Source organism: Nitratireductor pacificus pht-3B (genome assembly GCF_000300335.1).
GTDB classification, from domain to species: domain Bacteria; phylum Pseudomonadota; class Alphaproteobacteria; order Rhizobiales; family Rhizobiaceae; genus Nitratireductor; species Nitratireductor pacificus.
In genome coordinates this window covers 1-24,413 of record NZ_AMRM01000019.1, presented here as the reverse complement: position 1 = coordinate 24,413, position 24,413 = coordinate 1, and the positions used below count along the sequence as shown (strand labels likewise).

Here is a 24,413-nt window from a genome sequence, read left to right as displayed (position 1 = left end):
CGACCGCCTGGAATCCGTCCCGAAGTGACTGCAATCGCTTATGATTCTCTGATCATCGCGTTGCCTGCGGCGCTGGCCGCACTTCTTCAGTTCAAGGACTGAGACATTGCATACATCCATTCGCCTCCGGCTCGCCGCCGGGGTTTTCGCGCTGTGCGTCAGCTGGGACATTCCCGCGCCATTGGCCGACCCCCTCCAGCCGTTGCCGAGCGATTTCGTCGCCGGCGTGCTCGACCTGTTCGGGATGGGAGACGTTCCGGGGCCATCGGACAATCCCCTCGACTTCCTCACGGACGAGTATCACAGCAGCTGGTTCCTCGAGCACATCGATGCCGCCGAAGCCTATGCGCGCGGCTATACCGGCAAGGACATAGTGGTCGGGGTCCTCGACACCGGGCTGGATGTCACGCATCCCGAGTTTCAGGGCCGGGTGTCGCCGTTCTCCTATTCCTTTGCCGATTTCAGCCGGGATGTGAGCGACCGCAATCATCACGGCACGCACGTCGCCGGGATCATCGGCGCTGCACGCAACGGCCGAGGCATGATGGGGGTGGCATATGACGCGACGATCATGGCGTTGAAGAACGACAAGGAACTGACCACGATGAACGCGCTTTTGAGCTACGCCGGGATGCACGGTGTCGATGTGGTCAATGTCAGCGCCAGCATCGGCTTCAACGCGCCGAAACCCTACGGTTCCAACAACGTGATTCTGGACACGGCCGTCGTCCCCCTGCAACTCGCGCCGCTTGCCTATGCGGCGATGGAGCAGGCGGCCGACAAGGATATCGTGATGGTCTTCTCGGCTGGCAACGATTACCAGGACCAGCCTCTTCTGGCGGCCCATCCCTCGGGGCATGGCCTGTTGCCTCTGGTGACGCCCGAGAACACGCGGAAGAACATCTATGCCTTCCTGGACGTGGATGCCACCAAGGACATCGCGAACCCCAACACGTATGTCTACGTCTCGCGCGCGGACCCGCGGGTCGCCAGGCTGGACTGGTCGGATCTGGAGGGCAGCCTGATCTCGGTCGTGGCGACGGACCGGAATGGGGATCTGGCGAGCTACAGCAATGGCTGCGGCCTGGCCTGGCGGTGGTGCCTCGCAGCGCCGGGAGGCGATGCGCCGACATCGCAGCAGACCGCCGAGGACGCCGCCATCCTCTCCACGGAGCCGGGCGGCGGGTACAAGGTTCGCCGCGGGACGTCGCAGGCGGCGCCGGTCGTTGCCGGGGGTATCGCGGTTCTGCGCCAGGCCTTTCCCTACATGACCGCGCGGCAGGTGATCGAACTGGCGCTGACAACGACGCAGAAATCCGGCCGGCAGCGCGATTTCGGCCGCGGAAAGTTCGATCTCGGGCGCGCCATTCAAGGTCCCCAGACTTTCGGCGCCAAGGGGTTCCCCATGGACTTTGACGTCGATACGCGCGGGTACGATTCGCTCTGGGAAGGCGACATCGGGGGACCGGGAGGGTTGGTCAAGCGTGGCGCGGGCAACCTGACCCTGACGGGTAACAGCTACTACAAGGGCGACACGAGGGTTTTTGGCGGGACGGTGAGCATCGACGGCACCATCACCTCCCCCGTGGCCGTCAGCCATGGCGCCACGCTGCGCGGCACCGGCGCCGTGTTCGGCACCGTCACGCTCGCCGGCACCCTCGACCCAGGCCCCTCAACCGGCAATGCGGTCGGTGAATTCTTTGTGACCAAGACCCTCTTGGCCCTGCCGAACGCCAGTTTTGTGATCGACGTGGCGGGTGGTGAGCATGACAAGATCAATGTCCTGCAGAATGCGGTGATCCTCGGCGGGGTCCTGCATGTGCGGATCCAGGAGGGGACCGTGCCGGCAAAAGCGCCGATGACGATCATCACGGCCAACAGCAGCTATGGAAAGTTCGACAGGATCGAGACCAGCGGGCTCCCGGATTCTCTCGAACCCGTCGTGACCTACGGGAAAGGACTGGTTCTCGCCTTCAAGAGCAAGGACGACGGTTCTCCCGGCACGGTCGAAGGCGGAGATAAGCCCGCTGTTCTTCAAGACATGGTCGAAGGCGGGTCCGATGGCGTGGTCCAGCAGTCGTCCTCCACGGCATCGCAGTCGGTCCACAGTGCGGGCGGCGAGATACATGCCGATGTGACGAGCGGGATGATCGAGGAAGGCCGACATCTGCGCAGCGCGACGATGATGCGCCTGAACGCGGCATTCGACGGCGTTGGAGACCCTGAGACCGCCTTCATGGCCTATGGCCCGGGCGGGATCGAACCGGTGGCGGCGTCGAGCGAGAAACTGGTCTTCTGGGGCGACGCCTTCGGGGCCATGGGGCGCTCGACCGGTGGCGCGGACGATGGCGTCCTGAAACACGCGACGGCCGGTTTTGCCATGGGTGCCGACGCGCCGGTGTCGGACCAATGGCGCTTCGGCGTCCTGGCCGGTTTCAGCCGATCAACCTACCGGGACAAGGTCCGTGGTTCCAGGGCTGAGAGCTGGAACTACCATGCGGGCGCCTATGCTGGCGCGCGGTGGGGAGCATTGTTGCTGCGGGGCGGGCTTGTCGCCAGCCTGCACGACGTCGTCACCCATCGACGGGCAGCGCCCGGCACTGGCTTCACAGCCGGCGCTACGGCGCGCTATGCGGGGCGCGGGCTGCAGGGTTTTGGTGAACTGGGCTACCGGTTCGATGCGCAGAATGTCTCGGTGGAGCCGTTCGCGGGTCTCGCCCATTCCAGACTATGGACCGACGACTATCGGGAAGCCGGCGATGCCGCCTTGTCCGGCCGCGCTTCGCGGTTCGAGACGACGTTTGCCTCGCTGGGCGTGAAAGCCGCGATCGAGACGGTGGTCGTCGACCGGCCGGCGCGTTTCAGTGCGATGGCCGGCTGGCGCTCGGCTTTCGGGGAGGCACGCCCCGGCGTACCCGACCCTGCGGGAGGTCCGGCATTCTCGGTGCCCGGCGCGCGGGTCACCGATAACGCCCTCCTGCTCGGACTGGGTGCCGATCTCGATTTCGGCGAGCGCGCCAGCCTGCGGCTGACCTATAACGGCGTTGTCGCCGCCCGGATGCGCGAGCACAGCCTGTCCGCCCGACTGGGCGTGCAGTTCTAGATCTGCCGGAACGCGGTCAGCCGGGTTTGCGCCGTAGGCGGTTGCGCAGGATCCGAAGCGTGTTGCGGGTGCGACGGTAAAGGCTCAGTTGCGCCGTCGCCTTGCGCACCTGACGGTCCGCGTCCGGCGTTAGCCCGACGACGATCGTGCCGAGCGGGCGGCGCTCGCTCCACAGGCGGCTCATGACGGGGTGGTCGGGAACCGCACAGGAATCGGTCACCACGATGTTCGGGTCCTCGAGATGGTTCCTGGTCACCTCGATCATCAGCAGCGTCCCCGGCGAGAACGCCGACAGGGTCTCGTCATAGGCAGTCTTCCAGGTGTAGGCCGTGCCGTTCTCGATGAAGACGATGAGGCAGGCGATCACGGTTCCGTCGAGGGTCAGCATGTGGACGCGGCACAGGTCGCGTTCGGCGAGACGATGGACGGCCTCACGGGCAAAGGCCGCGCGGTAGCGGTCGATGGCCATGGCGGTGCGTTCGCGCCCCTTCCAGCCGGCGGCCTCCAGGGTGAGGAAAGCCTCGACCCCCTCGCGGATCTCGTCCGGATGGCGGGCGATGCTGTATTCCAGCCTGCCCTTTTCGCCGAGGCGGCGCTTGAGGCGGCGGAACTCGCGATAGTGATGGGCGCGCAGGGACGCCTTGAGATAGGTGTCGCCGTCGTCCTGGCTCTGCAGAATCGGTCGTTCGATCCGGTTGGTGATCTGGAACGGCAGGTTGCGCGCCTCGGCGACGGCGCGCAGCATCGCGGTGAAGGGGCCGTCCAGCCGAACATCCGGCAGGACGAAGACCTTCGGCAGGTTCAGGTGCGGCCGGGCGAGCATTGCGAAGAAATCCTCGATCACGCCGCTCGGGTCGTCGAAATCGACCAGGGGGGTGCCGAGCGGGCCGAAAGGATTGGCCCAGGTGCGCAGCACCGGCGTGCTGAAAGGAAGCGTCGAGCGCTCAATGGAGAACGGCACGAGAAGCCGCAGGCGGCTCTTGATCTCGGTGCCGTCCCGGATGACGGCCAGCCGCACTTCGCGATCTTCAAGGCGCGGCATCGCCGGTGCGAGAAAGCGCGGGTTGAAGAAGATGTTCGCTTCGATGGAGCGCGCCGCCAGATAGTCGAGTTCCTCTACCAGGTCGAAACCGGCCGCAGCGGGGTAGATGGCGAGCTTGCGCTCCGGCCGCTGGCTTGCCAGCAGCTCAAGCTGTGCCCGGTCGGCGTTCTCCGCCAGACCGGCGAACTCGTCGATCATCGCGCCGGACGCGCTGCCGCTCAGTTCTTCCAGCAGGGGAGGTATGCTCATGACCCGGTCCCGGTTTTCTTGAAGGGAAGGAAGATCAGCATGACGATGCCGAGCTTGCGCCATACGGTGACGAACAGGATCGCCGCCTCGAACAGCATGGCGACGCCGGTCGCCAGCGCTGCCCCCCACAGGCCGTATTGGGGGATCAGGACCATGTTGAGTCCGACATTGATCGCCAGCGTCGCCGCGTAGACGGCGGCACAGATCTTCTGGTGGCCGCTCATGGTCAGGAGGCTCTCGGCAGGGCCGACCGCGGAGCGCGCGACGATGCACGTCACCAGCAGGAAGAGAAGCGGATAGCCCTCGGTGAAGGCCGGGCCGAACAGCATCAGCATCGGCTTGCCGGCGAGAAGCACGACAACGCCCATGGCCAGCGAAGGCCAGAAGGTCCAGCTCACGGTCTCGCGGGCGAAGGTTTCCAGCCCGGCATGGTCACCGCCGTGCATGAAGGACGCATAGCGCTGGGCGACCGCGGCCTTGACCGCGAAATAGACGAAATGGACGAGGGCGAGCGTCTTCACGGTGGCGAAGTAGACGGCGACGTCGGTCGGCGCCATGTAGCGCCCGACCATCAGGACATCCGCGTTGGTGAGCAGGAAGAAGAAGCTCTCGACGAGGAAGATGGGCAGCGACACCGCCGTCCACTCCCGCATGCGGAAGCTCGGCTTGCCGGCCGGCATCTTGCGGTCCACCCGTGTCGTGACGCTGACGAACTGCAGCAGCGTCGTCAGGTAGGTGGCGAGGATCGCGGCAATGATCGCCGTCTTCGCGTCGGCCGGATAGCCGGCGAAAAGCGCGATCGCCATGAACAGAAGGATCAGCAGCGGCCGCACGAAATAGGTGGGCAGCAGCGCCCAGATGACCCAGGCATTGGCCCGCGAGACGCCCTGCATCAGGTCGCTCAGTGCCGCCATCGGCAGGCAGATCAGGCCGAGATAGAACGGGACGACATAGTAGGTCTCGACGGAGGGAGCGAAGTACCACAGGCCCGCGATGCCGACGGCCGCGAACAGCGTCGAGGAGCCGAGCACGAAGAGCCGACTTGCAAGGTTGATGCCGCGCAGGGCATCGAACTCGCCCTTGGCGCGGTATTCGGGAATGAAGCGGATGACCGAGGTGTGAAAGCCGAGGCAGGAAATGTTGCCCAGAATGATCATCGTCACCCAGACGAGGACGAAGATCCCGTATTCGAACTCACCCATCCATCGGGCGAGCAGGACCTGGCTGAAGAAGGCGATCGCGGCGTTGAGGATGCGGATGGCGAAGGCGATCAGTGCGTTGCGTCCGGCTTCGCCGCGTGCGTCGCGCGCGGAAATCAGCGAGTCTATGCGTGCCAGAACCGGTTGCGCACGCGCCGAAAGCCGCTCCGGAAGGAGGCGTTCACCAGCCGTTGTAACCGAAAAGCGCACGCAACCACACTCCGCCGTGACCCTGGCCGCGAAGCGTCCGCGTGTGCGCGGAACTCCGGCGCCCCTACATGGCGAGCGCCCGCGCCGGGAACGCTGTGCTCCCGCGCGGACGCCGCTTGATGCTGCGGGACGCTAGCCCAAAGTCTTTAAGAAACGGTTGGACGCCGTGGTTGCCGCCGGCGCGCAAGGCGTCGGCGCCGTCAGGCAAAAGCCCCGTGGCAGTGCTTGTACTTCTTGCCGGAGCCGCAGGGGCAGGCCTCGTTGCGCCCGACCTTGCCCCAGGTGGCGGGATCGTCGGGATTGCGGTCCTCGGCGGCGACGATCCGGTTTTCGGCGCGGGCGAGGGTCATCGTGTCGGCGCCGAACTCGTCCTCGCCGGTGAAGCCGTCCACATGATGGGCTTCCATCTGCGGGGCCTCGGGCGGCGGGGCGTCGGCCGCCTCGCGGACCAGCTCGACGCGCATCAGCTGCGACGTGACCACCTGGCGTAGATTGCCGAGCATGGCCTGGAACATCTCGAAGGCTTCGGACTTGTACTCGTTCAGCGGATCGCGCTGGGCGTAGCCCCGAAAGCCGACCACGGAGCGCAGGTGGTCGAGATTGACCAGGTGCTCGCGCCACAGGTGATCGAGCGTCTGCAGGAGGATCGATTTCTCGACATAGTTCATGATGTCCGGTCCGAAACGCTCGGCCCGATCTTTGGCTGCGGCCTCCGTCGCCTCGGTGATCCGCTCGCGGATATCGTCCTCAGCGATGCCTTCCTCGCGCGCCCATTCCTCAATCGGCAGATCGAGATTGAGCGAGGTCTGCACGCCTTCCTTCAGCTCGGCGATCTTCCACTGTTCGGCATAGGCCCGTTCGGGGATGCTGCGCTCGACCAGATCGTCGATCACGTCGCGGCGCATCTCGGCAACCGTTTCCGACAGGTTCTCGCCGTCCATCAGCTCAAGGCGCTGGTCGAAGACCACCTTGCGCTGGTCGTTCATCACGTCGTCGAACTTCAAGAGGTTTTTGCGGATGTCGAAGTTGCGCGCCTCGACCTTCTTCTGCGCCTTCTCGAGCGCCTTGTTGATCCAGGGATGGACGATCGCCTCGTCTTCCTTGAGGCCGAGCTTCTGCAGCATGCCGTCCATGCGGTCGGAGCCGAAAATGCGCATCAGGTCGTCCTGCAACGACAGGAAGAACTTCGAGCGCCCCGGATCGCCCTGTCGGCCCGAGCGGCCGCGCAGCTGGTTGTCGATGCGGCGGCTTTCGTGGCGTTCGGTCGCCAGCACGTAGAGACCGCCGGCGGCGATCGCCTGTTCCTTCAGGCGCTGCACGTCCTCGCGGATCGCCTTTTCCTTCGCCTCGCGCTCGGCGCCCGGCTCCATGCCGCCCAGTTCGTCGGCGATGCGCATTTCGGGGTTGCCGCCGAGCTGGATGTCGGTGCCGCGGCCGGCCATGTTAGTGGCGATGGTGATGGCACCCGGCTTGCCGGCCTGTGCGACGATGGACGCCTCGCGCTCGTGATGGCGTGCGTTCAGCACCTCGAATGTCTTGATGCCTTCCTTGCGCAGGTGCTCGGCCAGGAACTCGGATTTCTCGATCGAGGTGGTTCCGACCAGGATCGGCTGGTTCTTGGCGTTGGCTTCCTTGATCTCGCGAACGATGGCGCGGAACTTTTCCTCGACGGTGCGATAGACCTCGTCGTCCTCGTCGAGACGCTGGATCGGCAGGTTGGTCGGAACCTCGACGACATCCAGATTGTAGATGTTGCCGAATTCCTCGGCTTCGGTCGAAGCCGTGCCGGTCATGCCCGCCAGCTTGCCGTACATGCGGAAATAGTTCTGGAAGGTGATCGAGGCCAGCGTCTGGTTTTCCGGCTGGATCGACACACGTTCCTTGGCTTCGAGGGACTGGTGCAGCCCCTCGGAGAAGCGGCGGCCGGGCATCATGCGGCCGGTGAACTCGTCGATGATGACGATCTCGTCATTGCGGACGATGTAATCCTTGTCGCGCTGGAAGAGCCGGTGCGCTTTCAGAGCGTTGTTCAGGTGGTGCACGATGGCGACGTTCTCGATGTCGTAGAGCGAATCCCCCTTGAAGAGGTTCGCCTCGCGCAGCATGTTTTCGATCTTCTCGGTGCCTTCCTCGGTGAAGGTGGCGGTGCGCTGCTTCTCGTCGACTTCGTAATCGGCCTCTTCCAGCTTCGGGATGAAGGAATCGATGGTGGTGTAGAGCTCCGAGCGGTCGTCGAGCGGGCCGGAAATGATCAGCGGCGTGCGGGCCTCGTCGATCAGGATCGAATCCACCTCGTCGACGATGGCGTAGGCATGATCGCGCTGCACCATCTGGTCGCGCTCATACTTCATGTTGTCGCGCAGATAGTCGAAGCCGAGCTCGTTGTTGGTGCCGTAGGTCACGTCGCAGGCATAGGCCGCGCGGCGCTCCTCGTCGGACATGCCGTGAACGATGACGCCGGTGGTGAGGCCGAGGAAGCCGTAGAGGCGCGCCATCCAGGCGGAGTCGCGCTGCGCCAGGTAGTCGTTGACAGTGACGACGTGGACGCCCCGGCCGGTCAGCGCGTTCAGATAGACGGGGAGGGTGGCGACCAGCGTCTTGCCTTCGCCGGTCTTCATCTCCGCGATGGAGCCTTCATGCAGGACCATGCCGCCGATGAGCTGCACGTCGAAGGGACGCATGCCCAGCGCCCGGCGGGAAGCCTCACGCACGGTCGCGAAGGCCGGGATCAGCAGGTCGTCGAGGGACGCACCGTGGGCAAGCTGCTTGCGGAACTCCTCGGTGCGTCCGCGCAAGGCGTCGTCGGAGAGCGCCTTGATCTCCTCCTCGAGCGCGTTGATGGCGGCCACGCGCGGGCGCATGCCCTTGACGCGGCGATCGTTGGAGGAGCCGAAAACCTTGCGGGCGAGACCGCCGAGACTGACCATCGAGTGGTCCTTTCACTTCCTGACAAGCGGCACTTCAAGAGCCGGGATGATTCCGCTCATGCTAAGCTGAGGCGGTGATACGACAATAACGCCCGGAAATGGGTTCTGGACGCAAGACCACTGGACAGATAAGAGGGGCCAAGAGTGATGTCAACGCCGCGTTAAACATGGGTCGGCGCGCAAAATTCCGCCATATTCCTAGGTGGTTTGAACAAATTCTGAATCTTGATCGGAGAGTTCAATGCTGAAATCGTTTCGCCGTTTCCTCGCAGTTCAGGTCGGCGCAGGCCTGACATTGGCTGCGGTGGGCGTCATGTCTGCGCCCGCGGCGGACACCGACGTTCTCGCCACCGTTAACGGCCTGGAAATCACCGAAGGTGACCTGAACATCGCCGCCGGCGAGTATGGCGCGCAGTTCGGCAATCTGCAGGGCGACCAGCGCCGCGCCGCGCTGCTGTCGGCGCTGATCGAGATCCGCCTGCTTTCCTCCGAGGCGGAGAAGGCGAAACTCGACCAGGGCGAGGCGTTCGAGCGGCGTCTGGCTTTCCTGCGTCAGCAGGCGTTGCACACGGCCTTCATCGACAAGGTGGTCAACGAGGCGGTGACCGACGAGCAGGTGCGCGCGAGCTACGACAAGCAGGTCGCCGACGCGCCCGCCGTCAACGAGATCCGCGCGCGGCACATCCTGGTCAAGACCAAGGAAGAGGCCGAGGCGATCATCAAGCAGCTCGGCGAAGGCGGCGATTTCGAAGTCATCGCCAAGGAAAAGTCGACCGACGGCGCTGCCGCCAATGGCGGCGATCTCGGTTATTTCAGCGCGGGCCAGATGGTGCCCGAGTTTGAGACCGCGGCCTTCGCGCTGACCCCCGGCGACTATTCGAAGGAGCCCGTAGAGACCCAGTTCGGTTTCCACGTCATCAAGGTCGAGGACAAGCGCGTCCAGCAGCCGCCGGCCTTCGATGCGGTCAAGGACCGCGTGCGCTCGGTGCTGATCCGCGACAAGTATGTCGAGGAGGTCACCGCGCTGCGCGATTCCGCCGAGATCGAAGTGAAGGAACCGGCGCTGAAGGAAATCATCGACGGTATCGAGAAACAGCGCGCAGGCGCTGCCGAGGAAAAGACCGAGGAGCCGGCAGCGGCCCAATAGCGGGATCACGCTCGATCCGATGAAAGGCGGGTGCATCGCACCCGCCTTTTTTGTTGTCTGCAAGAGATGCCTCGCCGGTCTCTGGCTGGTATACGATCCCGTGCTCCCCTCGGCCCGAAACCGCATGGCTCATCGCGGTTTCGACTTGCGTCACTGGCAATTCTCGGGCAGATCGGCGGCAATCTCGCTTTCGTTCATGAATGTTGTTGGCCATGTCCGTCGCAATTTCTCCCCTTGCTCCGAAGAAACAACCGAAGATGCCCGCTCTCGACGGCGTGCGCATCGCAACGGCCCAGGCTGGCGTCAAATACAAGGGGCGCACCGACGTCCTCGCGATGGTGTTCGACGAAGGCACCACGGCAGCCGGCGTCTTCACACGCTCCAAATGTCCCTCGGCACCGGTCGAGTTCTGCCGAAACAATCTCGCCGGCGGTGCGGCGCGCATCCTGGTGGTCAACTCCGGGAATGCCAATGCCTTCACGGGCAGGAAAGGGCGGGAAACGACGACCAAGGTCGGAGAGGCCGCCTCAAAGGCGGTCGGGGCCAGCGTCGGCGAGGTCTTCATGGCTTCCACCGGGGTCATTGGCGAGCCGCTGCCGGCCGAGCGCATCACGGCGTCGCTCGACGGCATGGTGAAGGCCGCGCGCCCGGAAGGCTGGCTCGAGGCGGCGCAGGCCATCATGACGACGGACACCTATCCGAAGGTCGCCACCGCGATGGTGAAACTGGGCGAGGTCGACGTGACGATCAACGGCATCGCCAAGGGCGCCGGGATGATCGCGCCGGACATGGCCACCATGCTGTCTTTCGTCGTGACCGATGCGCCGATCGCGGCGCCGGTCCTGCAGGAACTCCTGTCGAAGGGAACGGGCAAGACCTTCAATGCCGTGACCGTGGACAGCGACACCTCGACAAGCGACACGCTGATGATGTTTGCCACCGGTGCCGCGGCCAGGCGCGGCGCGCCGGTCATCGAAGATGCCAGGGATGCGCGGCTTTCCGGCCTGCGTCGCGCCCTGAATCGCGTGCTGAAGAATCTTGCCCTGCAGGTGGTGCGCGACGGCGAGGGCGCTCGCAAGCAGGTGGAGATCACGGTGACCGGCGCCAAGTCGGCCCGCTCGGCCAAGAAGATCGCCCTGTCGATCGCGAACTCGCCGCTGGTCAAGACGGCCGTCGCCGGCGAGGACGCCAATTGGGGCCGCGTGGTGATGGCGGTCGGCAAGGCGGGCGAGCCCGCGGACCGCGACCTGATCTCCATCTGGTTCGGCGACATCCGGGTCGCCCATGAGGGCGAGCGCGACGCCGCCTATTCCGAAGAGGCCGCCTCGGCCTATATGAAGCGGGACGAGATCGTCCTGCGCGTCGACCTCGGCATCGGTCGGGGCAAGGCCACGGTCTGGACCTGCGACCTGACGAAGGAGTATGTCGCCATCAATGGCGATTACAGGAGCTAGGGTGCCGGGGCGCGTGGGGCAGGACCAGGGCAGGGATCTCGCCACCATCCGCCGTTTCGAGGCGGCGGGGCTGCGTGCGTGGCCGGCCGAAACCGTAGCCTATGACGGCACCTGGGTGGTTCGCCTGACCGCGGGGCACCCGGCCAAGCGGCTCAACTCCATCAATCCGCTCGATCCGGGCGACGACCGCGATCTGGAGCAGCGGATCGGCAAGGCTGCCGGCCAGTTCGAGGCCTATGGCCGGGTGCCGACCTTCCGCATCTCTCCCCTTTCGGCCCCCGCGATATCGCGACACCTCGACCAGGCGGGCTGGAGCACGTTCGGCCAGTCCCTGGTGATGGCGCTGGATCTGGAGGCTGCGAGCCTGGCCGAGGCGATGGACCAGATCCCGCTGAAGGACCGCAGGCGGTTCGTCAACGCGACGCTTCAGGTGCACGGCTACGAGGACAAGCTGCGCGCCGGCCTTTCGCGCGTGATCGGAGCGATCAGACCCGACACCGGGCTTTTCGTGCTCGAGGACGGCGACGAGCCGGTGGCGACCGCCATCTGCGTGCGGGACGGCACGCTCGCGGGTCTGTTCGAGATCGCGACGAGACCGGACTGGCGGGGCAGGGGCTTCGGCCGGCGGGTACTGCTTTCAGCGCTGAAATGGGCGCGCTCGCACGGCGCGGAGAGGGCCTGGCTCCAGGTCGAGGCAGACAATGAGGCGGCCGTCGGTCTCTACAAGGCGCTCGGGTTCCGCGAGATCTACCGCTATCACTACCGCCAGCCACCCGGCGCGGGCGCGCACACGAAAGGTGAATGACGATGGCTCCAAAACCGGTCCTGTTCGTCGCAGCCTGCGCTCTGGTCGATGCGGATGGCCGCGTGCTGATCGCCCAGCGGCCGGAGGGGAAGGCGCTTGCGGGCCTTTGGGAGTTTCCGGGCGGCAAGGTCGAACCCGGTGAAACGCCCGAGGAGACGGTCATTCGCGAGCTGCAGGAGGAGCTCGGCATCGAGACCAAGACTGCCTGCCTCGCGCCCCTGACCTTCGCCAGCCACAGCTATGAGGCCTTCCATCTGCTGATGCCGCTGTTCGTCTGCCGCCGTTTCTGGGGAACGCCGCAGCCGCGCGAGGGGCAGGGGCTGAAATGGGTCCGGCCGCGCGACATGCGCGATTATCCCATGCCGCCGGCCGATGCGCCGTTGATTCCGTTCCTCATCGACCTCTTGTAGCCGCCGATCGGGCGGTCATCGTTAAGCATTCCTTTACGCAACAATGAAAATTTGAATCGGGGCAGGATCGCCCGGTTCATCGGCGATCCACAATACGGACAGGGGATCGGTCATGGTTTCTGAAGCGGATTGGGAAACGGGGCGCAGCGCGTGGTCCACGCGCGTGAACAATGCCGGGATCGGCGCACTGCGCGTGGCCCTGCTGTTCGGCTCCGCGGCGGTCGCCCTGGCGCTGGTGCTGACGCCCATCGCGGAGAAACGCAGCAGGCCGACGGTCGCCCAGTTCGGCGCGCCATTCGGCATCGATCCCATCACCACATCGTCGACCAAGCGCAGCGGCGGCACCTATACGCTTCGGCGCAGTGTCCTGCAGCCGGGGCGCGACGCGGTCTGCATCATCCGTGAGAACGGCCAGCGCAGCGGCGCCTGCTAGCCCGCTTGCGGCGGTTCGGTGACCAGGCCGTTTCGTGCTGCCCGCGAACTGCCGGCGCCGATCTTAAGGAATCTTAACGGTTTCCCGTTACCGTCAAACGAAGCAACAGGGACGCGCAGGCCGATGTTCAAGCAGTTTCTCGCCAACAGATCGGGCGCCACGGCAATCGAGTATGCGCTGCTGGCAGGGCTGATCGCCCTGGTCATCATCGGGGGGATCCGGGGGATGGGTACCTCGTTGCAGGGTACCATGGAGGACGTGGCCAGCCAGACCAGCGAAGTCATGAAGCAGTGAAGCGTTAGACCTAACTCTTCTTCTGCAGCACGTCCTTCAGGGATATCTTCGCACTGCCGGGCACCAGCGGTTTCTGCTGCGATTCATGCGGCGCCCAGCCGGACATCCACACGAGGTTGAACGTTGCCCTGATGCGTCCGTCGGGATCGGCGAAGCGCTCCGCGTAGATTTCGGCGGCACGCAGGAAGAGGGCACGGGTCGCGGGCCGCCGGCTGCGCGCCGCGAGCGCGCTGGTCGCGCCCATGGCGCGGAGGTCGCGCATCAGATCGAACATGGTGTCGTAGCGGACCGTAACGCTCTCGAGGTCCGTCACCGGCAGGGCAAAGCCGGCACGCTGGAGAAGCGCGCCCACGTCCCGCACATCGGCGAACGGGCTGACGCGGGGGGCGGCGCCCTCGGTGAGTTCGGTCTCGGCCTCCAGCAGGGACTGGCGCAGTTCGTGCAGCGTGCCGGCGCCGGCCATGGCCCCGAGGAACAGGCCGTCCGGCCTGAGCGCCCGGCGAATCTGGGCAAGGAGGCCCGGCGTGTCGTTGGTTTCGTGCAGGGTCAGCAGCGAGACGGCGAGGTCGAGGCTCGCGGCTTCGAGGGGTACGGTTTCCGGGGATGCGAGGACGTCGCCATCCTCGATAAGTCCGGGATGCGTTTCGACGCGGACGACTGTGCCGACCTTGTCGCTTGCGCGCAGCACCGCCGCCGCGTCGTCGGTCAGGCAGAACAGCGTGGCGGCGCTGTCGAAACGGCGCTCGACGGTCGCCAGCCGTTCTCCGAGATCGGCGGCGGCGCGCTTCATCAGGAAGCGGGCGCCGGCGTCGCCCTGGCGCAGCGCCCGCAGCTTGTGGGCCATCAGTAGCTCGATATCGAATAGCGGTTCCATGCATCATCCATGATTGTCAGGTGCGCAATCGCACAAAACCGATATGCTGGCAAAGAGGCAAAGGGCGAATGCTGGGGGCAGCAGCGATGTTCAGCGTTGCGCAGGGGATGAGCGCGGCGGTGCGGTGGACGGCGGGCGTGCTGTTCCCGCCCGTGTGCCTGGGCTGTGCCAACCATGTCACCCAGCCCGGCACGCTGTGCGCCTCCTGCTGGCCGCGCCTGCATTTCCTGGAACGCCCCTGGTGCGCCGTGATGGGAACGCCCTTTTCGATCGAGATGGGAGAAGAGATCGTCTCGGCGGATGCCATCGCCAACCCGCCGCCATTCGCGCGAGCACGCTCGGCGGTTCTCTACCAGGGCATCGCCCGGCAGATGGTGCAGGGGCTGAAGTTTCGAGACCGCACCGACCTCGCGCCCTGGATGGCGCGCTGGATGCTGCGCGCGGGCGCGGAGCTGACGGCGGATGCGGATGCGGTGATCCCGGTTCCGCTGCACCGTGCCCGCCTCCTGACGAGGCGGTTCAACCAGTCCGCCGAGCTTGCGCGCGCCGTGGCCCGGCAGGGCGGGCTCGACTATGCGCCGGAGGCCCTGCTGCGGGTCAAGAAGACACGACAGCAAGTCGGGCTCGGCGCGCGCGAGCGGGAAGCGAATGTGCGGGGTGCGTTTCGCGTGCCGGAAGAGCGCCTGTCCGCCGTCAGCGGGCGGCGCATCATCCTGATCGACGACGTCTACACGACCGGCGCCACTGTTTCGGCGGCAGCACGCGTCCTGAAGCGGGCCGGCGCGCGGCGCGTGGATGTCCTGACGTTTGCCCGCGTGCTGCCGGGGGACTTCCGGCCCGATGAAGGAGACCCTATATAGGCTGGAAGAGTTTTTGGGACAGACGAATGGCTGATGTCACGATCTACACCCGCATGATGTGCGGATACTGCGCGGCGGCGAAACGCCTGCTGGAGCGTAAGGGCGTTTCTTTCACGGAGCACGATGCGAGCTTCTCGCCGGAGCTGCGGCAGGAGATGATCCAGCGCGCCAACGGGCGCTCCACCTTCCCGCAGATTTTCATCGGTTCGGTGCATGTGGGCGGTTCCGACGAGTTGCACGCGCTCGAGCGCGAGGGCCGGCTGGACACCCTTTTGGCGGGAGCGAACGCATGAGCACGCTGCGCGTCGCCGCCCTGCAGATGCGTTCGGGCACCGAGCCCGAGGCCAATGCGGACGCGCTCGAGGCGCTGGTGCGCGAAGCCGCCGCGCAGGGTGCGGCCTACGTGCAAAGTCCCGAAATGACCGGCGTGCTCGTGCGTGGAAGCGACGCGTTGCGGGAACGGATCGCCGGCGAGCGCGGCGCCGTCGTGGTCGAGCGCGCCCGGGCGCTGGCGCGCGAGCTGTCGATCCACGTGCATCTGGGATCCACGGCCGTGGCGCTGGAAGGCGGGAAGGTCGCAAACCGGGCATTCCTGTTCGGACCCGATGGCGACCTGATCGCCAATTACGACAAGCTGCACATGTTCGACGTGGATCTGGACCATGGCGAAAGTTGGCGCGAATCGGCGACCTATGCGCCGGGCGACCGGGCGGTCGTGGCGGACCTGCCCTTCGGCCGGCTCGGCTTTGCCATCTGCTATGATCTGCGCTTCCCGCAACTGTTCCGGGCGCTGGCTCTGGACGGTGCAGCGGTCCTGACGGCGCCGGCCGCCTTCACTCGCCAGACGGGCGAAGCGCACTGGCATGTGCTGGTTCGGGCGCGCGCCATCGAGAACGGCGCCTTCATGATCGCCGCGGCGCAGGGCGGCCTGCATGAAGACGGCCGCGAGACCTACGGTCATTCGCTGATCGTCGATCCGTGGGGCAGGGTGCTGGCGGAGGCGGCGCATGACGAACCGGGCGTGATCGTGGCCGATCTCGATCTGGCGCAGGTTTCGGCCGCGCGCGCCAAGATCCCCAACCTCAAGAACGCCCGCGATTTCGCAGTCGTCCGCGCGGGCGCGGCAGGGCAAGCGGCAAGGCGGGCTTCATGATCAGCTACAATCTGATCTGCGAAGAAGCGCATTCCTTCGAAGCCTGGTTCCGCAACAGCAGCGATTTCGACAGGCAGAAGGAACGGCAGCTCATCGCCTGCCCGCAATGCGGGTCGCAGCACGTGGACAAGGCGCTGATGGCGCCGGCCGTGTCGACCAGCCGCCGGAAGGCGCAGGTGGCGCTGGCGCTCGGCGAGGAGCAGAAGAAGGTTCTGGCCCAGCTCAAGGAAATGTCGAAGGCGGTGCGCGAGAACGCCGACTATGTCGGCGACCGGTTCGCCGAGGAGGCGCGCAAGATCCATTTCGGCGAGACCGAAGCGCGCGGCATCTACGGCGAGGCCTCCGCCGATGACGCCAAGGCGCTGATCGAGGAGGGCGTGGAGTTCATGCCCCTGCCGATGCTTCCCGAGGATCAGAACTGAGACCAGTAGGTCAGGGCGGCTTTCAGGGCGCCTTCGAGCCAACCACCATGTAGTTGACGTCCATGTCGCGCGAGCGCTGCCAGCGGTCGGCGAGCGGGTTGTAGACCACGCCGGTGCGGTCGGTGATGGCGACCTGCGCAGCAGAGAGGGCGCGCTCCAGCTCCTGCGGGCGCACCAGCTTGTCGTACTGATGCGTTCCGCGTGGCAGCCATCCCAGAACATATTCTGCGCCGATGATGGCCAGGCCCCAGGCCTTCAGCGTCCGGTTGATGGTGGCGACGAAGATCAGGCCGCCGGGTTTCAGCATGGCGCCGCATTTGGCGATGAAGAGATCGACATCCGAGACATGCTCGACCACCTCCATGTTGAGGATGACGTCAAATTTCTCGCCGTCGTCGGCGAGGGATTCCGCCGTCGTCGCCCGGTAGTCGATCGCCAGTCCGCCCTCGGCGGCGTGCAGTTTTGCGACCTCGATATTGGTTTCGGATGCATCGGCCCCGACCACATCCGCGCCGAGGCGGGCCATCGGCTCGCAGAGCAGTCCGCCCCCACAGCCGATGTCGAGCAGACGCAGGCCGGCGAACGGTTTCACCGCGTGGGGATCGCGCCCGAAATGGGCGGCGACATGGTCGCGGATATAGGCGAGCCGTACCGGATTGAACTTGTGGAGGGTGCCGAACTTGCCTGCCGGGTTCCACCACTCGGCGGCCAACGCCGAGAAATGCTCGATCTCGCGCACGTCGATCGTCGTTTGGCGTGCTTCCTGCATGGGCTGGCCTGTGGTCATTGTTACAGCTCCGTCTGGGCTGACATGAAGTCGGGTCGCGGCGGCCAATTGTCAAGGAAGGAATTGTCTCAGCGCGTCAGGCGGCGCGACCCGCGGCGAGGTTGTCCGGTCGCTTAAGCCTGGGGGCTGAGCGAGCCAACGCATACGGCGGACCGACGGGTATCGCGCTTCCCGCCGCTTTTCACATTGCTTGCAGATGCGTGGCGTTTTGGGTAATGAAGCCGCGATGCACGGCCTTGTGCGGCTGATGTGTCGGTTGGTTTCCGCCCTCCCGGGGCGGTTGGAATTTCCCAGAAAAGGCACTCCGTTCCCATGGCGCGCATCGTGATGAAGTTCGGCGGAACCTCCGTCGCCGATTTGGATCGCATCCACAATGTGGCGCGTCACGTCAAACGGGAAACGGATGCGGGTCACGAGGTGGCCGTCGTGGTCTCGGCGATGGCCGGCAAGACCAACGAACTCGTCGCCTGGGTGCAGAACATGCCGAAGGTGGCCGGCTCCAACGCACCCGTCTACGATGCCCGCGAATATGATGCTATCGTCGCTTCCGGCGAGCAGGTGACGAGCGGCCTTCTTGCCATCGCCCTTCAGTCGATGGGGGTCGATGCGCGCTCCTGGCATGGCTGGCAGATCCCGATCCGCACCGACAACGCGCATGGCGCGGCGCGCATCCTCGACATCGACGGCGCCGAGATCGTGCGCCGCATGGGCATGGGCCAGGTGGCCGTGGTGGCCGGTTTCCAGGGGATCGGCCCGGACAACCGCATCGCGACGCTCGGGCGCGGCGGCTCCGACACCAGCGCCGTCGCCGTTGCGGCGGCGGTCAAGGCCGACCGCTGCGACATCTATACGGACGTCGACGGCGTCTACACGACCGACCCGCGCATCGAGCCGAAGGCGCGCCGCCTGCCCAAGATCTCCTTCGAGGAAATGCTGGAAATGGCGTCGCTCGGCGCCAAGGTGCTGCAGGTGCGCTCGGTCGAGCTCGCCATGGTGCACAAGGTCAGAACCTTTGTAAGATCGTCGTTCGAGGATCCGGACGCGCCGGGCATGGGGGATTTCGACAACCCGCCCGGAACTCTCATTTGCGATGAGGATGAAATCGTGGAACAGCAAGTCGTCACCGGCATCGCCTACGCCAAGGACGAGGCTCAGATATCGCTGCGCCGCGTCGCTGACCGGCCGGGCGTCTCCGCCGGCATCTTTGGTCCCCTGGCCGAGGCCAACATCAATGTCGACATGATCGTGCAGAACATCTCGGAAGACGGTTCGCGCACCGATATGACGTTCACGGTTCCCTCCGGCGACCTCGACAAGGCGCGGGCCGTGCTCGACCGGGTCCGTGACACGGTCGGCTTCGATGCCATCCAGTCGGAGGCGGGGCTGGTCAAGGTTTCCGTCATCGGCATCGGCATGCGCAGCCATGCAGGCGTCGCCGCCACCGCCTTCAAGGCGCTGGCCGAGAAGGGCATCAACATCCGGGCCATCACGACGTCGGAGATCAAGATCTCGATCCTGATCGACGGTCCCTACGCCGAACTGGCGGTGCGTACTTTGCATTCCGTCTACGGTCTCGATAAGCAGTAGTCTAAGAAAAACCCGAATCTGGCTTTTGCTCCGTATCTCCGTGCGGGTAGCATGGTGCCAATGGAGAGGGGTTCGATGCGAGATACCGCCGGTGGTCCACGTGTGCTGTTGAGGCGTCTGCGCGAGCTGATGGCCGAAGCGCTGGATCCGCAGGCGCGTCTGGACCGCATCGTGCGCGAGATCGCCCAGAACATGGTCGCCGAGGTGTGCTCGCTCTACGTGCTGCGCGCCGACTCGGTTCTCGAGCTCTACGCCACCGAGGGTCTCAATCCCGGAGCCGTGCATCTGGCGCAACTGCGCCTCGGCCAGGGCCTGGTCGGCACCATCGCCGCCAGCGCGCGGCCGCTGAACCTCTCCGACGCGCAGAAGCACCCGGCCTTCGCCTATCTGCCGGAGACGGGGGAGGAAGTGTACCACTCCTTCCTCGGCGTGCCGGTGCTGAGGGCGGGGCGGACGCTCGGCGTCCTGGTCGTCCAGAACCGCACCATGCGGCATTACCGCGACGACGAGCTGGAAGCGCTCGAGACGGTCGCGATGGTGATCGCCGAGATGATCGCCACGGGCGATCTGGCGCGGCTCACGCGGCCCGGCATCGAACTCGACCTCAGCCGCCCGGTCAGCCTGACGGGCCTGCCGTTCAACGACGGCGTCGGACTCGGACACGTGGTGCTGCACGAGCCGCGCATCGTCGTCACCGCGCTGTTCAACGAAGACAGCGACCAGGAACTGGTCCGGCTGGAGACGGCGCTCGATTCGCTCCGGCTGTCGATCGACGACATGCTCTCGCGCCGCGAGGTGGCGTTCGAGGGCGAGCACCGCGCCGTGCTCGAAGCCTATCGCATGTTCGCCAACGACCGCGGCTGGGTGCGCCGCCTGCAGGAGGCGGTCAACAACGGGCTGACGGCGGAAGCGGCGGTCGAGAAGGTGCAGAGCGACATGCGCGCGCGCATGATGCACATGACCGACCCCTATCTGCGCGAGCGGATGAGCGATTTCGACGATCTGGCGAATCGCCTGCTGCGCCAGCTCATGGGACGTGGGCCGGAAGCGCTTGCGGAAATCCTGCCGAAGGACGCCATCGTCGTCGCGCGCTCGATGGGAGCAGCCGAACTCCTCGACTATCCGCGCCAGAAGCTGCGCGGACTGGTGCTGGAGGAGGGCGCGCCGACGAGCCATATCGTCATTGTCGCCCGCGCCATCGGCCTGCCGACCGTCGGCCAGGTCAAGGGCGCGGTGTCCATGTCGGAGAACGGCGATGCGATCATCGTCGATGGCGAGGACGGCCAGGTGCATCTGCGTCCGCAGGCGGACGTGGAAGCGGCCTATGCGGAGAAGGTGCGCTTCCGCGCCCGGCGCCAGAAACACTATCAGGAACTGCGCGAGCGGCCGGCCGAAACCCGGGACGGCACGCCCGTCGACCTGATGATGAATGCCGGCCTCGCGGTCGATCTGCCGCAGCTTGCACAGTCGGGCGCCGCGGGCATCGGGCTTTTCCGCACCGAGTTGCAGTTCATGGTGGCGGCGGCGTTTCCGCGCGTCGAGGCGCAGGAGCGGCTCTACCGCGAGGTGCTGGATGCGGCGGACGGCAAGCCGGTCACGTTCCGCACCATCGATATCGGCGGCGACAAGGTGCTTCCCTATTTCAAGGGCGCGCAGCAGGAGGAGAACCCGGCGCTCGGCTGGCGCGCGATCCGCCTGACGCTCGACCGGCCGGGGCTGTTGCGGACGCAGATCAGGGCGCTGCTGAAGGCGGCAGGCGGGCGGGAACTGCGCCTGATGCTGCCGATGGTCACCGAGGTGGCCGAAGTGCGCCAGGCGCGCGAGATCATCGACCGCGAGGTGCGCCACCTGTCGCGCTTCGCCCACCACCTGCCGACGCGGCTGAAGCTCGGCGCGATGGTGGAGGTGCCCGCGCTGCTGTGGCAGCTCGACGAATTGATGCAGGCCGTGGACTTCGTCTCTGTCGGATCGAACGACCTGTTCCAGTTCGTCACGGCGACCGACCGGGGCAATACGCGCATTTCCGAGCGTTTCGACCCGCTGAGCGTGCCGTTCCTGCGGCTGCTGCGCCAGATCGTGCGCGCGGGCGATGCGGCAAGGACACCGGTGACGCTGTGCGGCGAACTGGCCGGACGACCGATCTCGGCAATGGCGCTTCTCGGCATTGGCTATCGCTCGATCTCGATGGCGCCGGCGGCGATCGGCCCGGTCAAGTCGATGCTCTGCGACCTGCCCCTCGCCGACCTGACGGCGCTGATGGACGAGGCCCTTGCCAATCACAGCGCGTCCACCGATATTCGCGCGCTGCTTCGGCAATTCGCCGAAACCCATGACGTTCCCCTCTGACCTGACAGGCTTTCCTTCCCGATGACCGAACTGCCGCGCGATCGCATGGATCAGGTGCTCAAGCGTTTCGAGCTGATCGAAACGCAGATGGCGGCCGGGCCGGAGCCTGATGTCTATGTGAAGCTTGCCTCGGAATATGCCGAGCTGCAGGAGGTTGCGGCCAAGATCCGCGAGTTGCGCCAGGCCGAGGCGGAGCTGTCCGACCTGGAGACGATGCTCGCAGACCCGTCGACCGACCGCGAGATGCGCGAGCTGGCCGAAGCCGATCTCGGCGACGTCGAGGAACGGATCGATGCCCTGCAGGCGGAAATGCAGATCCTGCTCCTGCCGAAAGACGAGGCCGACGAGAAAAATGCGATTCTCGAAATCCGCGCCGGCACGGGCGGCGACGAAGCGGCGCTTTTCGCCGGCGACCTCTTCCGCATGTATGAGCGCTACGCTTCCGAAAAGAGCTGGCGGGTGGAGGTGGTCTCGGCGAGCGAGGGCGAGGCCGGCGGCTACAAGGAAATCATCGCGACGGTTTCCGGCCGCGGCGTGTTCTCGCGCCTGAAGTTCGAGTCCGGCGTGCACCGGGTGCAGCGCGTTCCGGCGACGGAAGCGCAGGGGCGCATCCATACCTCGGCGGCGACGGTGGCGGTGCTGCCGGAGGCGGAAGAGATCGACGTCGAGATCAGGAACGAGGATATCCGCATCGACACGATGCGTGCCTCTGGCGCGGGCGGCCAGCACGTCAACACCACGGATTCGGCCGTGCGCATCACCCACATCCCGTCCGGCATCGTGGTGGTTCAGGCGGAAAAATCCCAGCACCAGAACCGCGCCCGGGCGATGCAGATCCTGCGCGCCCGGCTGTTCGACGCGCAGCGCTCGAAGGCGGCGGACGAACGGTCGGAGGCGCGGCGCCTGCAGGTCGGCTCGGGCGACCGCTCGGAGCGCATCCGCACCTACAATTTCCCGCAGGGCCGCCTGACGGATCACCGGATCAATCTCACCCTGTACAAGCTCGACCGGATCATCGAGGGCGATCTGGACGAGGTGGTCGACGCCCTGATCTCCGATCATCAGGCGAAGCTCCTTGCGGAAACCGGAGCGGATGGCTGATCAGGCGATCACGCTCGGCGCCCTGCTGGCGGCGGCGCGGGAACGTCTGAAGCAGGCGCGGATTCCCGACGCGGCGCTCGACGCGCGGCTTCTGGTGGAGCATTTCACGGAAACGACGCAGGCGGACGCGATCGCGCGTCCCGAGCAACTCATCGAAGCGGGGCGGCGCGACGCCGTCGAAAAGGCTCTGGAGCAGCGGCTCGAGGGCAAACCGGTTCACCGGATCATCGGCCGGCGCGCCTTCTACGGCCTCGAACTCACGCTCTCGCCGGAGACGCTGGAGCCGCGTCCCGACACGGAGGCGCTGGTCGATCTCGTTCTCGAATATGCACGCCGGGACAATGGGGACGACCGGCCCTGGCGCCTTCTCGATCTCGGGACAGGAACGGGCGCGGTGGCGCTGGCGCTGCTGAGCGTCCTGCCGAATGCGCAGGCCGTCGGCGTGGATGTTTCTGCCGACGCCCTTGCAACGGCCGCTTCGAATGCCGATATCAACGGATATGGAAGCCGGTTCACGGCCTGTCGGTCCGACTGGTTCGCCGGGGTCGAGGGGCGCTTCGATTTCATCGTGTCGAACCCGCCCTATATCCGCGACGGCGACTGGCCGGGCCTGTCGCGCGAGGTTCGCGCATTCGATCCGCGGATTGCGCTGGTCGCCGGGCCTGACGGGCTCGATGCCTACAGGGCAATCGCCGCTGGCGTCGCGCTGCATCTCGCCTCCGGCGGTATGGTTGCCGTCGAGATCGGATTCGACCAGAAGGATATGGTCTCCGAAGTGTTCGCGGCGAACGGATTCGATCTGGCCGATGCCGTGCGCGATCTGGCCGGACATGACAGAGCGTTGATTTTCAGGACTAAAACGGCACGGTAAGCCGGTTGAAAAAAAACTTGGCATCGCGCCGGAATGCGGATAGTTTCCGGCTACCGGATGGGACGAAGCAGACAGCACCGTTATCGATTCGGTTCCCGAGGACTGGCTGTCATGAAGGGCGTTCAGACGCCTCTGCTTCATTACGGGGATTGTCCGGCAACTGACATGAAGCGGAACAGGATGGCATTCGCGCCCGCGTCTCGCGGCGCAGCAAATGGCTAAGGGGATATCAGAGACTGCTGGCTTCCCGCCATTCTCCGCCGGCTAGTGGGTATTGTTTCAACGAACCGTATCAACCGAGCAGTCTCAAGCAAGCAGTCTCGAAACCAAGAGAGTCGAATGAGGCCACAACAGCAGAACAGGCGCATGCGCGGGCGCGGCAACAATAATAACAACAACAATAACAACAACCGCAAAGGGCCCAACCCGCTTACGCGCAGCTATGAGAGCAACGGCCCGGATGTGAAGATCCGCGGGACCGCGCAGCAGGTCGCAGAGAAATACGCCGCGCTGGCGCGTGATTCGCAAAGCTCCGGCGACCGCGTGATGGCTGAAAACTATTTACAGCACGCCGAACACTACAACCGCATCATCGCCGCCGCGCAGGCCCAGCAGCAACAGCAGCAGCAGAGCGCCCGCGAGAGCCGCGACGATGACGACGATGCCGACGAGCGGGACGCCGCCGAGAGCCATGCCGGCAATGGCAGCGGCAACGGAAACGGCGCCCAGGAACGCAAGCAGCGCCAGTCGCGTGTCGAGGACGGGTCCGGCCCGCAGCCCGAGATCGAGGGCATTCCGGCCGAACTGGCGCTGAAGGGCGGTCATCACAACCAGCCGAACGGCAACGTAAACGGCCATGCGGCGGAGGAAGGCTCCGCGCGCGAGGATGGCGAAGCCTCCGCCAAGCCGGCGGCTGCCAGGCGCACGCGCCGCGCCTCCGTGGCGAAGACCGCCGACGAAGCGGCACCGTCCGCCGAGGCTCCGGCGGAGGAGAAGGCGCCGCGGCGTCCCCGCCGCCCTCGCGTCCGCAAGGCCGATGAGGCCGAAGCGGCGGCGCCCGCCGACGACGCCGTACTGCCCGGCTGACGGCGCCAGCTTCTCAGATCGAATATCGACAATGGCGGCGGGTTCCACCCGCC

The 24,413-nt window shown here is 65.8% G+C and carries 21 protein-coding genes; 16 read left to right on the top strand and 5 right to left on the bottom strand.

Annotation, left to right across the window (positions count from 1 at the left end; genetic code table 11):
* The first annotated feature begins 106 nt into the window (after positions 1-106).
* Entirely contained in the window at positions 107-3,103 is a 2,997-nt protein-coding gene (locus NA2_RS16070; RefSeq protein WP_008598084.1) for an autotransporter domain-containing protein, read from the top strand.
* A 16-nt stretch (positions 3,104-3,119) separates the two neighbouring features.
* Here NA2_RS16070 and NA2_RS16065 read toward each other — a convergent pair whose 3' ends face one another.
* From NA2_RS16065 to secA, 3 genes are all read right to left on the bottom strand, one after another.
* On the bottom strand, positions 3,120-4,394 hold the full coding sequence (locus tag NA2_RS16065) for a GNAT family N-acetyltransferase (protein WP_008598083.1): 1,275 nt from the start codon (positions 4,392-4,394) through the stop codon (positions 3,120-3,122).
* Positions 4,391-5,803 carry a lipopolysaccharide biosynthesis protein gene (locus NA2_RS16060; protein ID WP_008598082.1) on the bottom strand — a complete coding sequence of 471 codons (1,413 nt, stop codon included), beginning with the start codon at positions 5,801-5,803 and terminating at the stop codon, positions 4,391-4,393. Before NA2_RS16060 ends, NA2_RS16065 begins: the two co-directional genes overlap by 4 nt.
* A 200-nt stretch (positions 5,804-6,003) precedes the next feature.
* The gene (gene secA / locus NA2_RS16055; RefSeq protein ID WP_008598081.1) at positions 6,004-8,730 is read right to left on the bottom strand and encodes a preprotein translocase subunit SecA; all 2,727 of its coding nucleotides are present in this window, start codon (positions 8,728-8,730) and stop codon (positions 6,004-6,006) included.
* A 241-nt stretch (positions 8,731-8,971) separates the two neighbouring features.
* Here secA and NA2_RS16050 point away from each other — a divergent pair, with 241 nt between their 5' ends.
* The 6 genes from NA2_RS16050 (at position 8,972) to NA2_RS16025 (ending at position 13,273) form a co-directional block, all read left to right on the top strand.
* Positions 8,972-9,877, top strand: a complete 906-nt coding sequence (locus tag NA2_RS16050) for a peptidylprolyl isomerase (RefSeq protein WP_008598080.1) — start codon at positions 8,972-8,974, stop codon at positions 9,875-9,877.
* A 212-nt stretch (positions 9,878-10,089) separates the two neighbouring features.
* Positions 10,090-11,331, top strand: a complete 1,242-nt coding sequence (argJ, locus tag NA2_RS16045) for a bifunctional glutamate N-acetyltransferase/amino-acid acetyltransferase ArgJ (RefSeq protein WP_008598079.1) — start codon at positions 10,090-10,092, stop codon at positions 11,329-11,331.
* The gene (locus NA2_RS16040) at positions 11,312-12,136 is read left to right on the top strand and encodes a GNAT family N-acetyltransferase (RefSeq protein ID WP_051011668.1); all 825 of its coding nucleotides are present in this window, start codon (positions 11,312-11,314) and stop codon (positions 12,134-12,136) included. Before argJ ends, NA2_RS16040 begins: the two co-directional genes overlap by 20 nt.
* Positions 12,133-12,546 carry an 8-oxo-dGTP diphosphatase MutT gene (mutT, locus tag NA2_RS16035; RefSeq protein WP_008598075.1) on the top strand — a complete coding sequence of 138 codons (414 nt, stop codon included), beginning with the start codon at positions 12,133-12,135 and terminating at the stop codon, positions 12,544-12,546. The genes NA2_RS16040 and mutT overlap by 4 nt, the downstream gene beginning before the upstream one ends.
* A 112-nt stretch (positions 12,547-12,658) precedes the next feature.
* Positions 12,659-12,979, top strand: a complete 321-nt coding sequence (locus tag NA2_RS16030; protein WP_008598074.1) for a hypothetical protein — start codon at positions 12,659-12,661, stop codon at positions 12,977-12,979.
* 123 nt (positions 12,980-13,102) lie between these two features.
* Positions 13,103-13,273, top strand: coding sequence for a Flp family type IVb pilin (locus NA2_RS16025; RefSeq protein WP_008598073.1), 171 nt, complete (start codon positions 13,103-13,105; stop codon positions 13,271-13,273).
* A 10-nt stretch (positions 13,274-13,283) separates the two neighbouring features.
* Here NA2_RS16025 and NA2_RS16020 read toward each other — a convergent pair whose 3' ends face one another.
* Positions 13,284-14,147, bottom strand: coding sequence for a methyltransferase domain-containing protein (locus NA2_RS16020; protein WP_008598072.1), 864 nt, complete (start codon positions 14,145-14,147; stop codon positions 13,284-13,286).
* Between the two features lie 68 nt (positions 14,148-14,215).
* On the opposite strand from NA2_RS16020, the gene NA2_RS16015 reads away from it, so the two are divergent.
* Genes NA2_RS16015 through NA2_RS16000 form a run of 4 tightly spaced genes read left to right on the top strand, consistent with a single transcriptional unit; the run spans position 14,216 to position 16,582 of the window.
* Positions 14,216-15,007 (top strand): ComF family protein, encoded by a 792-nt coding sequence (locus NA2_RS16015; RefSeq protein ID WP_008598071.1) that lies wholly within the window; start codon positions 14,216-14,218, stop codon positions 15,005-15,007.
* Between the two features lie 26 nt (positions 15,008-15,033).
* Positions 15,034-15,300 (top strand): glutaredoxin 3, encoded by a 267-nt coding sequence (gene grxC / locus NA2_RS16010; protein WP_008598069.1) that lies wholly within the window; start codon positions 15,034-15,036, stop codon positions 15,298-15,300.
* The gene (locus NA2_RS16005; RefSeq protein WP_008598068.1) at positions 15,297-16,160 is read left to right on the top strand and encodes a carbon-nitrogen hydrolase family protein; all 864 of its coding nucleotides are present in this window, start codon (positions 15,297-15,299) and stop codon (positions 16,158-16,160) included. The genes grxC and NA2_RS16005 overlap by 4 nt, the downstream gene beginning before the upstream one ends.
* Entirely contained in the window at positions 16,157-16,582 is a 426-nt protein-coding gene (locus tag NA2_RS16000; protein WP_008598067.1) for a DUF1178 family protein, read from the top strand. Before NA2_RS16005 ends, NA2_RS16000 begins: the two co-directional genes overlap by 4 nt.
* Before the next feature lie 22 nt (positions 16,583-16,604).
* On the opposite strand, the gene ubiG is transcribed toward NA2_RS16000, so the two are convergent.
* Positions 16,605-17,351 (bottom strand): bifunctional 2-polyprenyl-6-hydroxyphenol methylase/3-demethylubiquinol 3-O-methyltransferase UbiG, encoded by a 747-nt coding sequence (ubiG, locus tag NA2_RS15995; protein ID WP_008598065.1) that lies wholly within the window; start codon positions 17,349-17,351, stop codon positions 16,605-16,607.
* A gap of 330 nt (positions 17,352-17,681) precedes the next feature.
* Between ubiG and NA2_RS15990 the strand changes: the two genes are divergently transcribed.
* The 5 genes from NA2_RS15990 (at position 17,682) to NA2_RS15970 (ending at position 24,360) form a co-directional block, all read left to right on the top strand.
* Positions 17,682-18,956 carry an aspartate kinase gene (locus tag NA2_RS15990; RefSeq protein ID WP_008598064.1) on the top strand — a complete coding sequence of 425 codons (1,275 nt, stop codon included), beginning with the start codon at positions 17,682-17,684 and terminating at the stop codon, positions 18,954-18,956.
* A 75-nt stretch (positions 18,957-19,031) separates the two neighbouring features.
* Entirely contained in the window at positions 19,032-21,302 is a 2,271-nt protein-coding gene (gene ptsP / locus NA2_RS15985) for a phosphoenolpyruvate--protein phosphotransferase (protein WP_008598063.1), read from the top strand.
* Positions 21,303-21,323: 21 nt separating this feature from the next.
* Complete coding sequence (gene prfA, locus NA2_RS15980; protein WP_008598061.1) at positions 21,324-22,403, top strand: peptide chain release factor 1; 1,080 nt, start codon at positions 21,324-21,326, stop codon at positions 22,401-22,403.
* Entirely contained in the window at positions 22,396-23,274 is an 879-nt protein-coding gene (gene prmC / locus NA2_RS15975; protein ID WP_008598060.1) for a peptide chain release factor N(5)-glutamine methyltransferase, read from the top strand. Before prfA ends, prmC begins: the two co-directional genes overlap by 8 nt.
* A 366-nt stretch (positions 23,275-23,640) precedes the next feature.
* Positions 23,641-24,360 (top strand): DUF4167 domain-containing protein, encoded by a 720-nt coding sequence (locus tag NA2_RS15970; protein ID WP_008598059.1) that lies wholly within the window; start codon positions 23,641-23,643, stop codon positions 24,358-24,360.
* Positions 24,361-24,413: the final 53 nt, after the last annotated feature.

What these genes read in the sequence shown, in the direction of transcription:
- mutT (WP_008598075.1), top strand. Translation starts at nt 12,133, where the DNA reads ATGACGATGGCTCCAAAACCGGTCCTGTTCGTCGCAGCCTGCGCTCTG.
- ubiG (WP_008598065.1), bottom strand. Translation starts at nt 17,351, where the DNA reads ATGCAGGAAGCACGCCAAACGACGATCGACGTGCGCGAGATCGAGCAT.
- argJ (WP_008598079.1), top strand. Translation starts at nt 10,090, where the DNA reads ATGTCCGTCGCAATTTCTCCCCTTGCTCCGAAGAAACAACCGAAGATG.
- ptsP (WP_008598063.1), top strand. Translation starts at nt 19,032, where the DNA reads ATGCGAGATACCGCCGGTGGTCCACGTGTGCTGTTGAGGCGTCTGCGC.
- NA2_RS16020 (WP_008598072.1), bottom strand. Translation starts at nt 14,147, where the DNA reads ATGGAACCGCTATTCGATATCGAGCTACTGATGGCCCACAAGCTGCGG.
- NA2_RS15990 (WP_008598064.1), top strand. Translation starts at nt 17,682, where the DNA reads ATGGCGCGCATCGTGATGAAGTTCGGCGGAACCTCCGTCGCCGATTTG.
- NA2_RS16005 (WP_008598068.1), top strand. Translation starts at nt 15,297, where the DNA reads ATGAGCACGCTGCGCGTCGCCGCCCTGCAGATGCGTTCGGGCACCGAG.
- grxC (WP_008598069.1), top strand. Translation starts at nt 15,034, where the DNA reads ATGGCTGATGTCACGATCTACACCCGCATGATGTGCGGATACTGCGCG.
- NA2_RS16025 (WP_008598073.1), top strand. Translation starts at nt 13,103, where the DNA reads ATGTTCAAGCAGTTTCTCGCCAACAGATCGGGCGCCACGGCAATCGAG.
- NA2_RS16030 (WP_008598074.1), top strand. Translation starts at nt 12,659, where the DNA reads ATGGTTTCTGAAGCGGATTGGGAAACGGGGCGCAGCGCGTGGTCCACG.
- secA (WP_008598081.1), bottom strand. Translation starts at nt 8,730, where the DNA reads ATGGTCAGTCTCGGCGGTCTCGCCCGCAAGGTTTTCGGCTCCTCCAAC.
- NA2_RS16000 (WP_008598067.1), top strand. Translation starts at nt 16,157, where the DNA reads ATGATCAGCTACAATCTGATCTGCGAAGAAGCGCATTCCTTCGAAGCC.
- NA2_RS16015 (WP_008598071.1), top strand. Translation starts at nt 14,216, where the DNA reads ATGCTGGGGGCAGCAGCGATGTTCAGCGTTGCGCAGGGGATGAGCGCG.
- NA2_RS15970 (WP_008598059.1), top strand. Translation starts at nt 23,641, where the DNA reads ATGCGCGGGCGCGGCAACAATAATAACAACAACAATAACAACAACCGC.
- prfA (WP_008598061.1), top strand. Translation starts at nt 21,324, where the DNA reads ATGACCGAACTGCCGCGCGATCGCATGGATCAGGTGCTCAAGCGTTTC.
- prmC (WP_008598060.1), top strand. Translation starts at nt 22,396, where the DNA reads ATGGCTGATCAGGCGATCACGCTCGGCGCCCTGCTGGCGGCGGCGCGG.
- NA2_RS16040 (WP_051011668.1), top strand. Translation starts at nt 11,312, where the DNA reads ATGGCGATTACAGGAGCTAGGGTGCCGGGGCGCGTGGGGCAGGACCAG.
- NA2_RS16050 (WP_008598080.1), top strand. Translation starts at nt 8,972, where the DNA reads ATGCTGAAATCGTTTCGCCGTTTCCTCGCAGTTCAGGTCGGCGCAGGC.
- NA2_RS16065 (WP_008598083.1), bottom strand. Translation starts at nt 4,394, where the DNA reads ATGAGCATACCTCCCCTGCTGGAAGAACTGAGCGGCAGCGCGTCCGGC.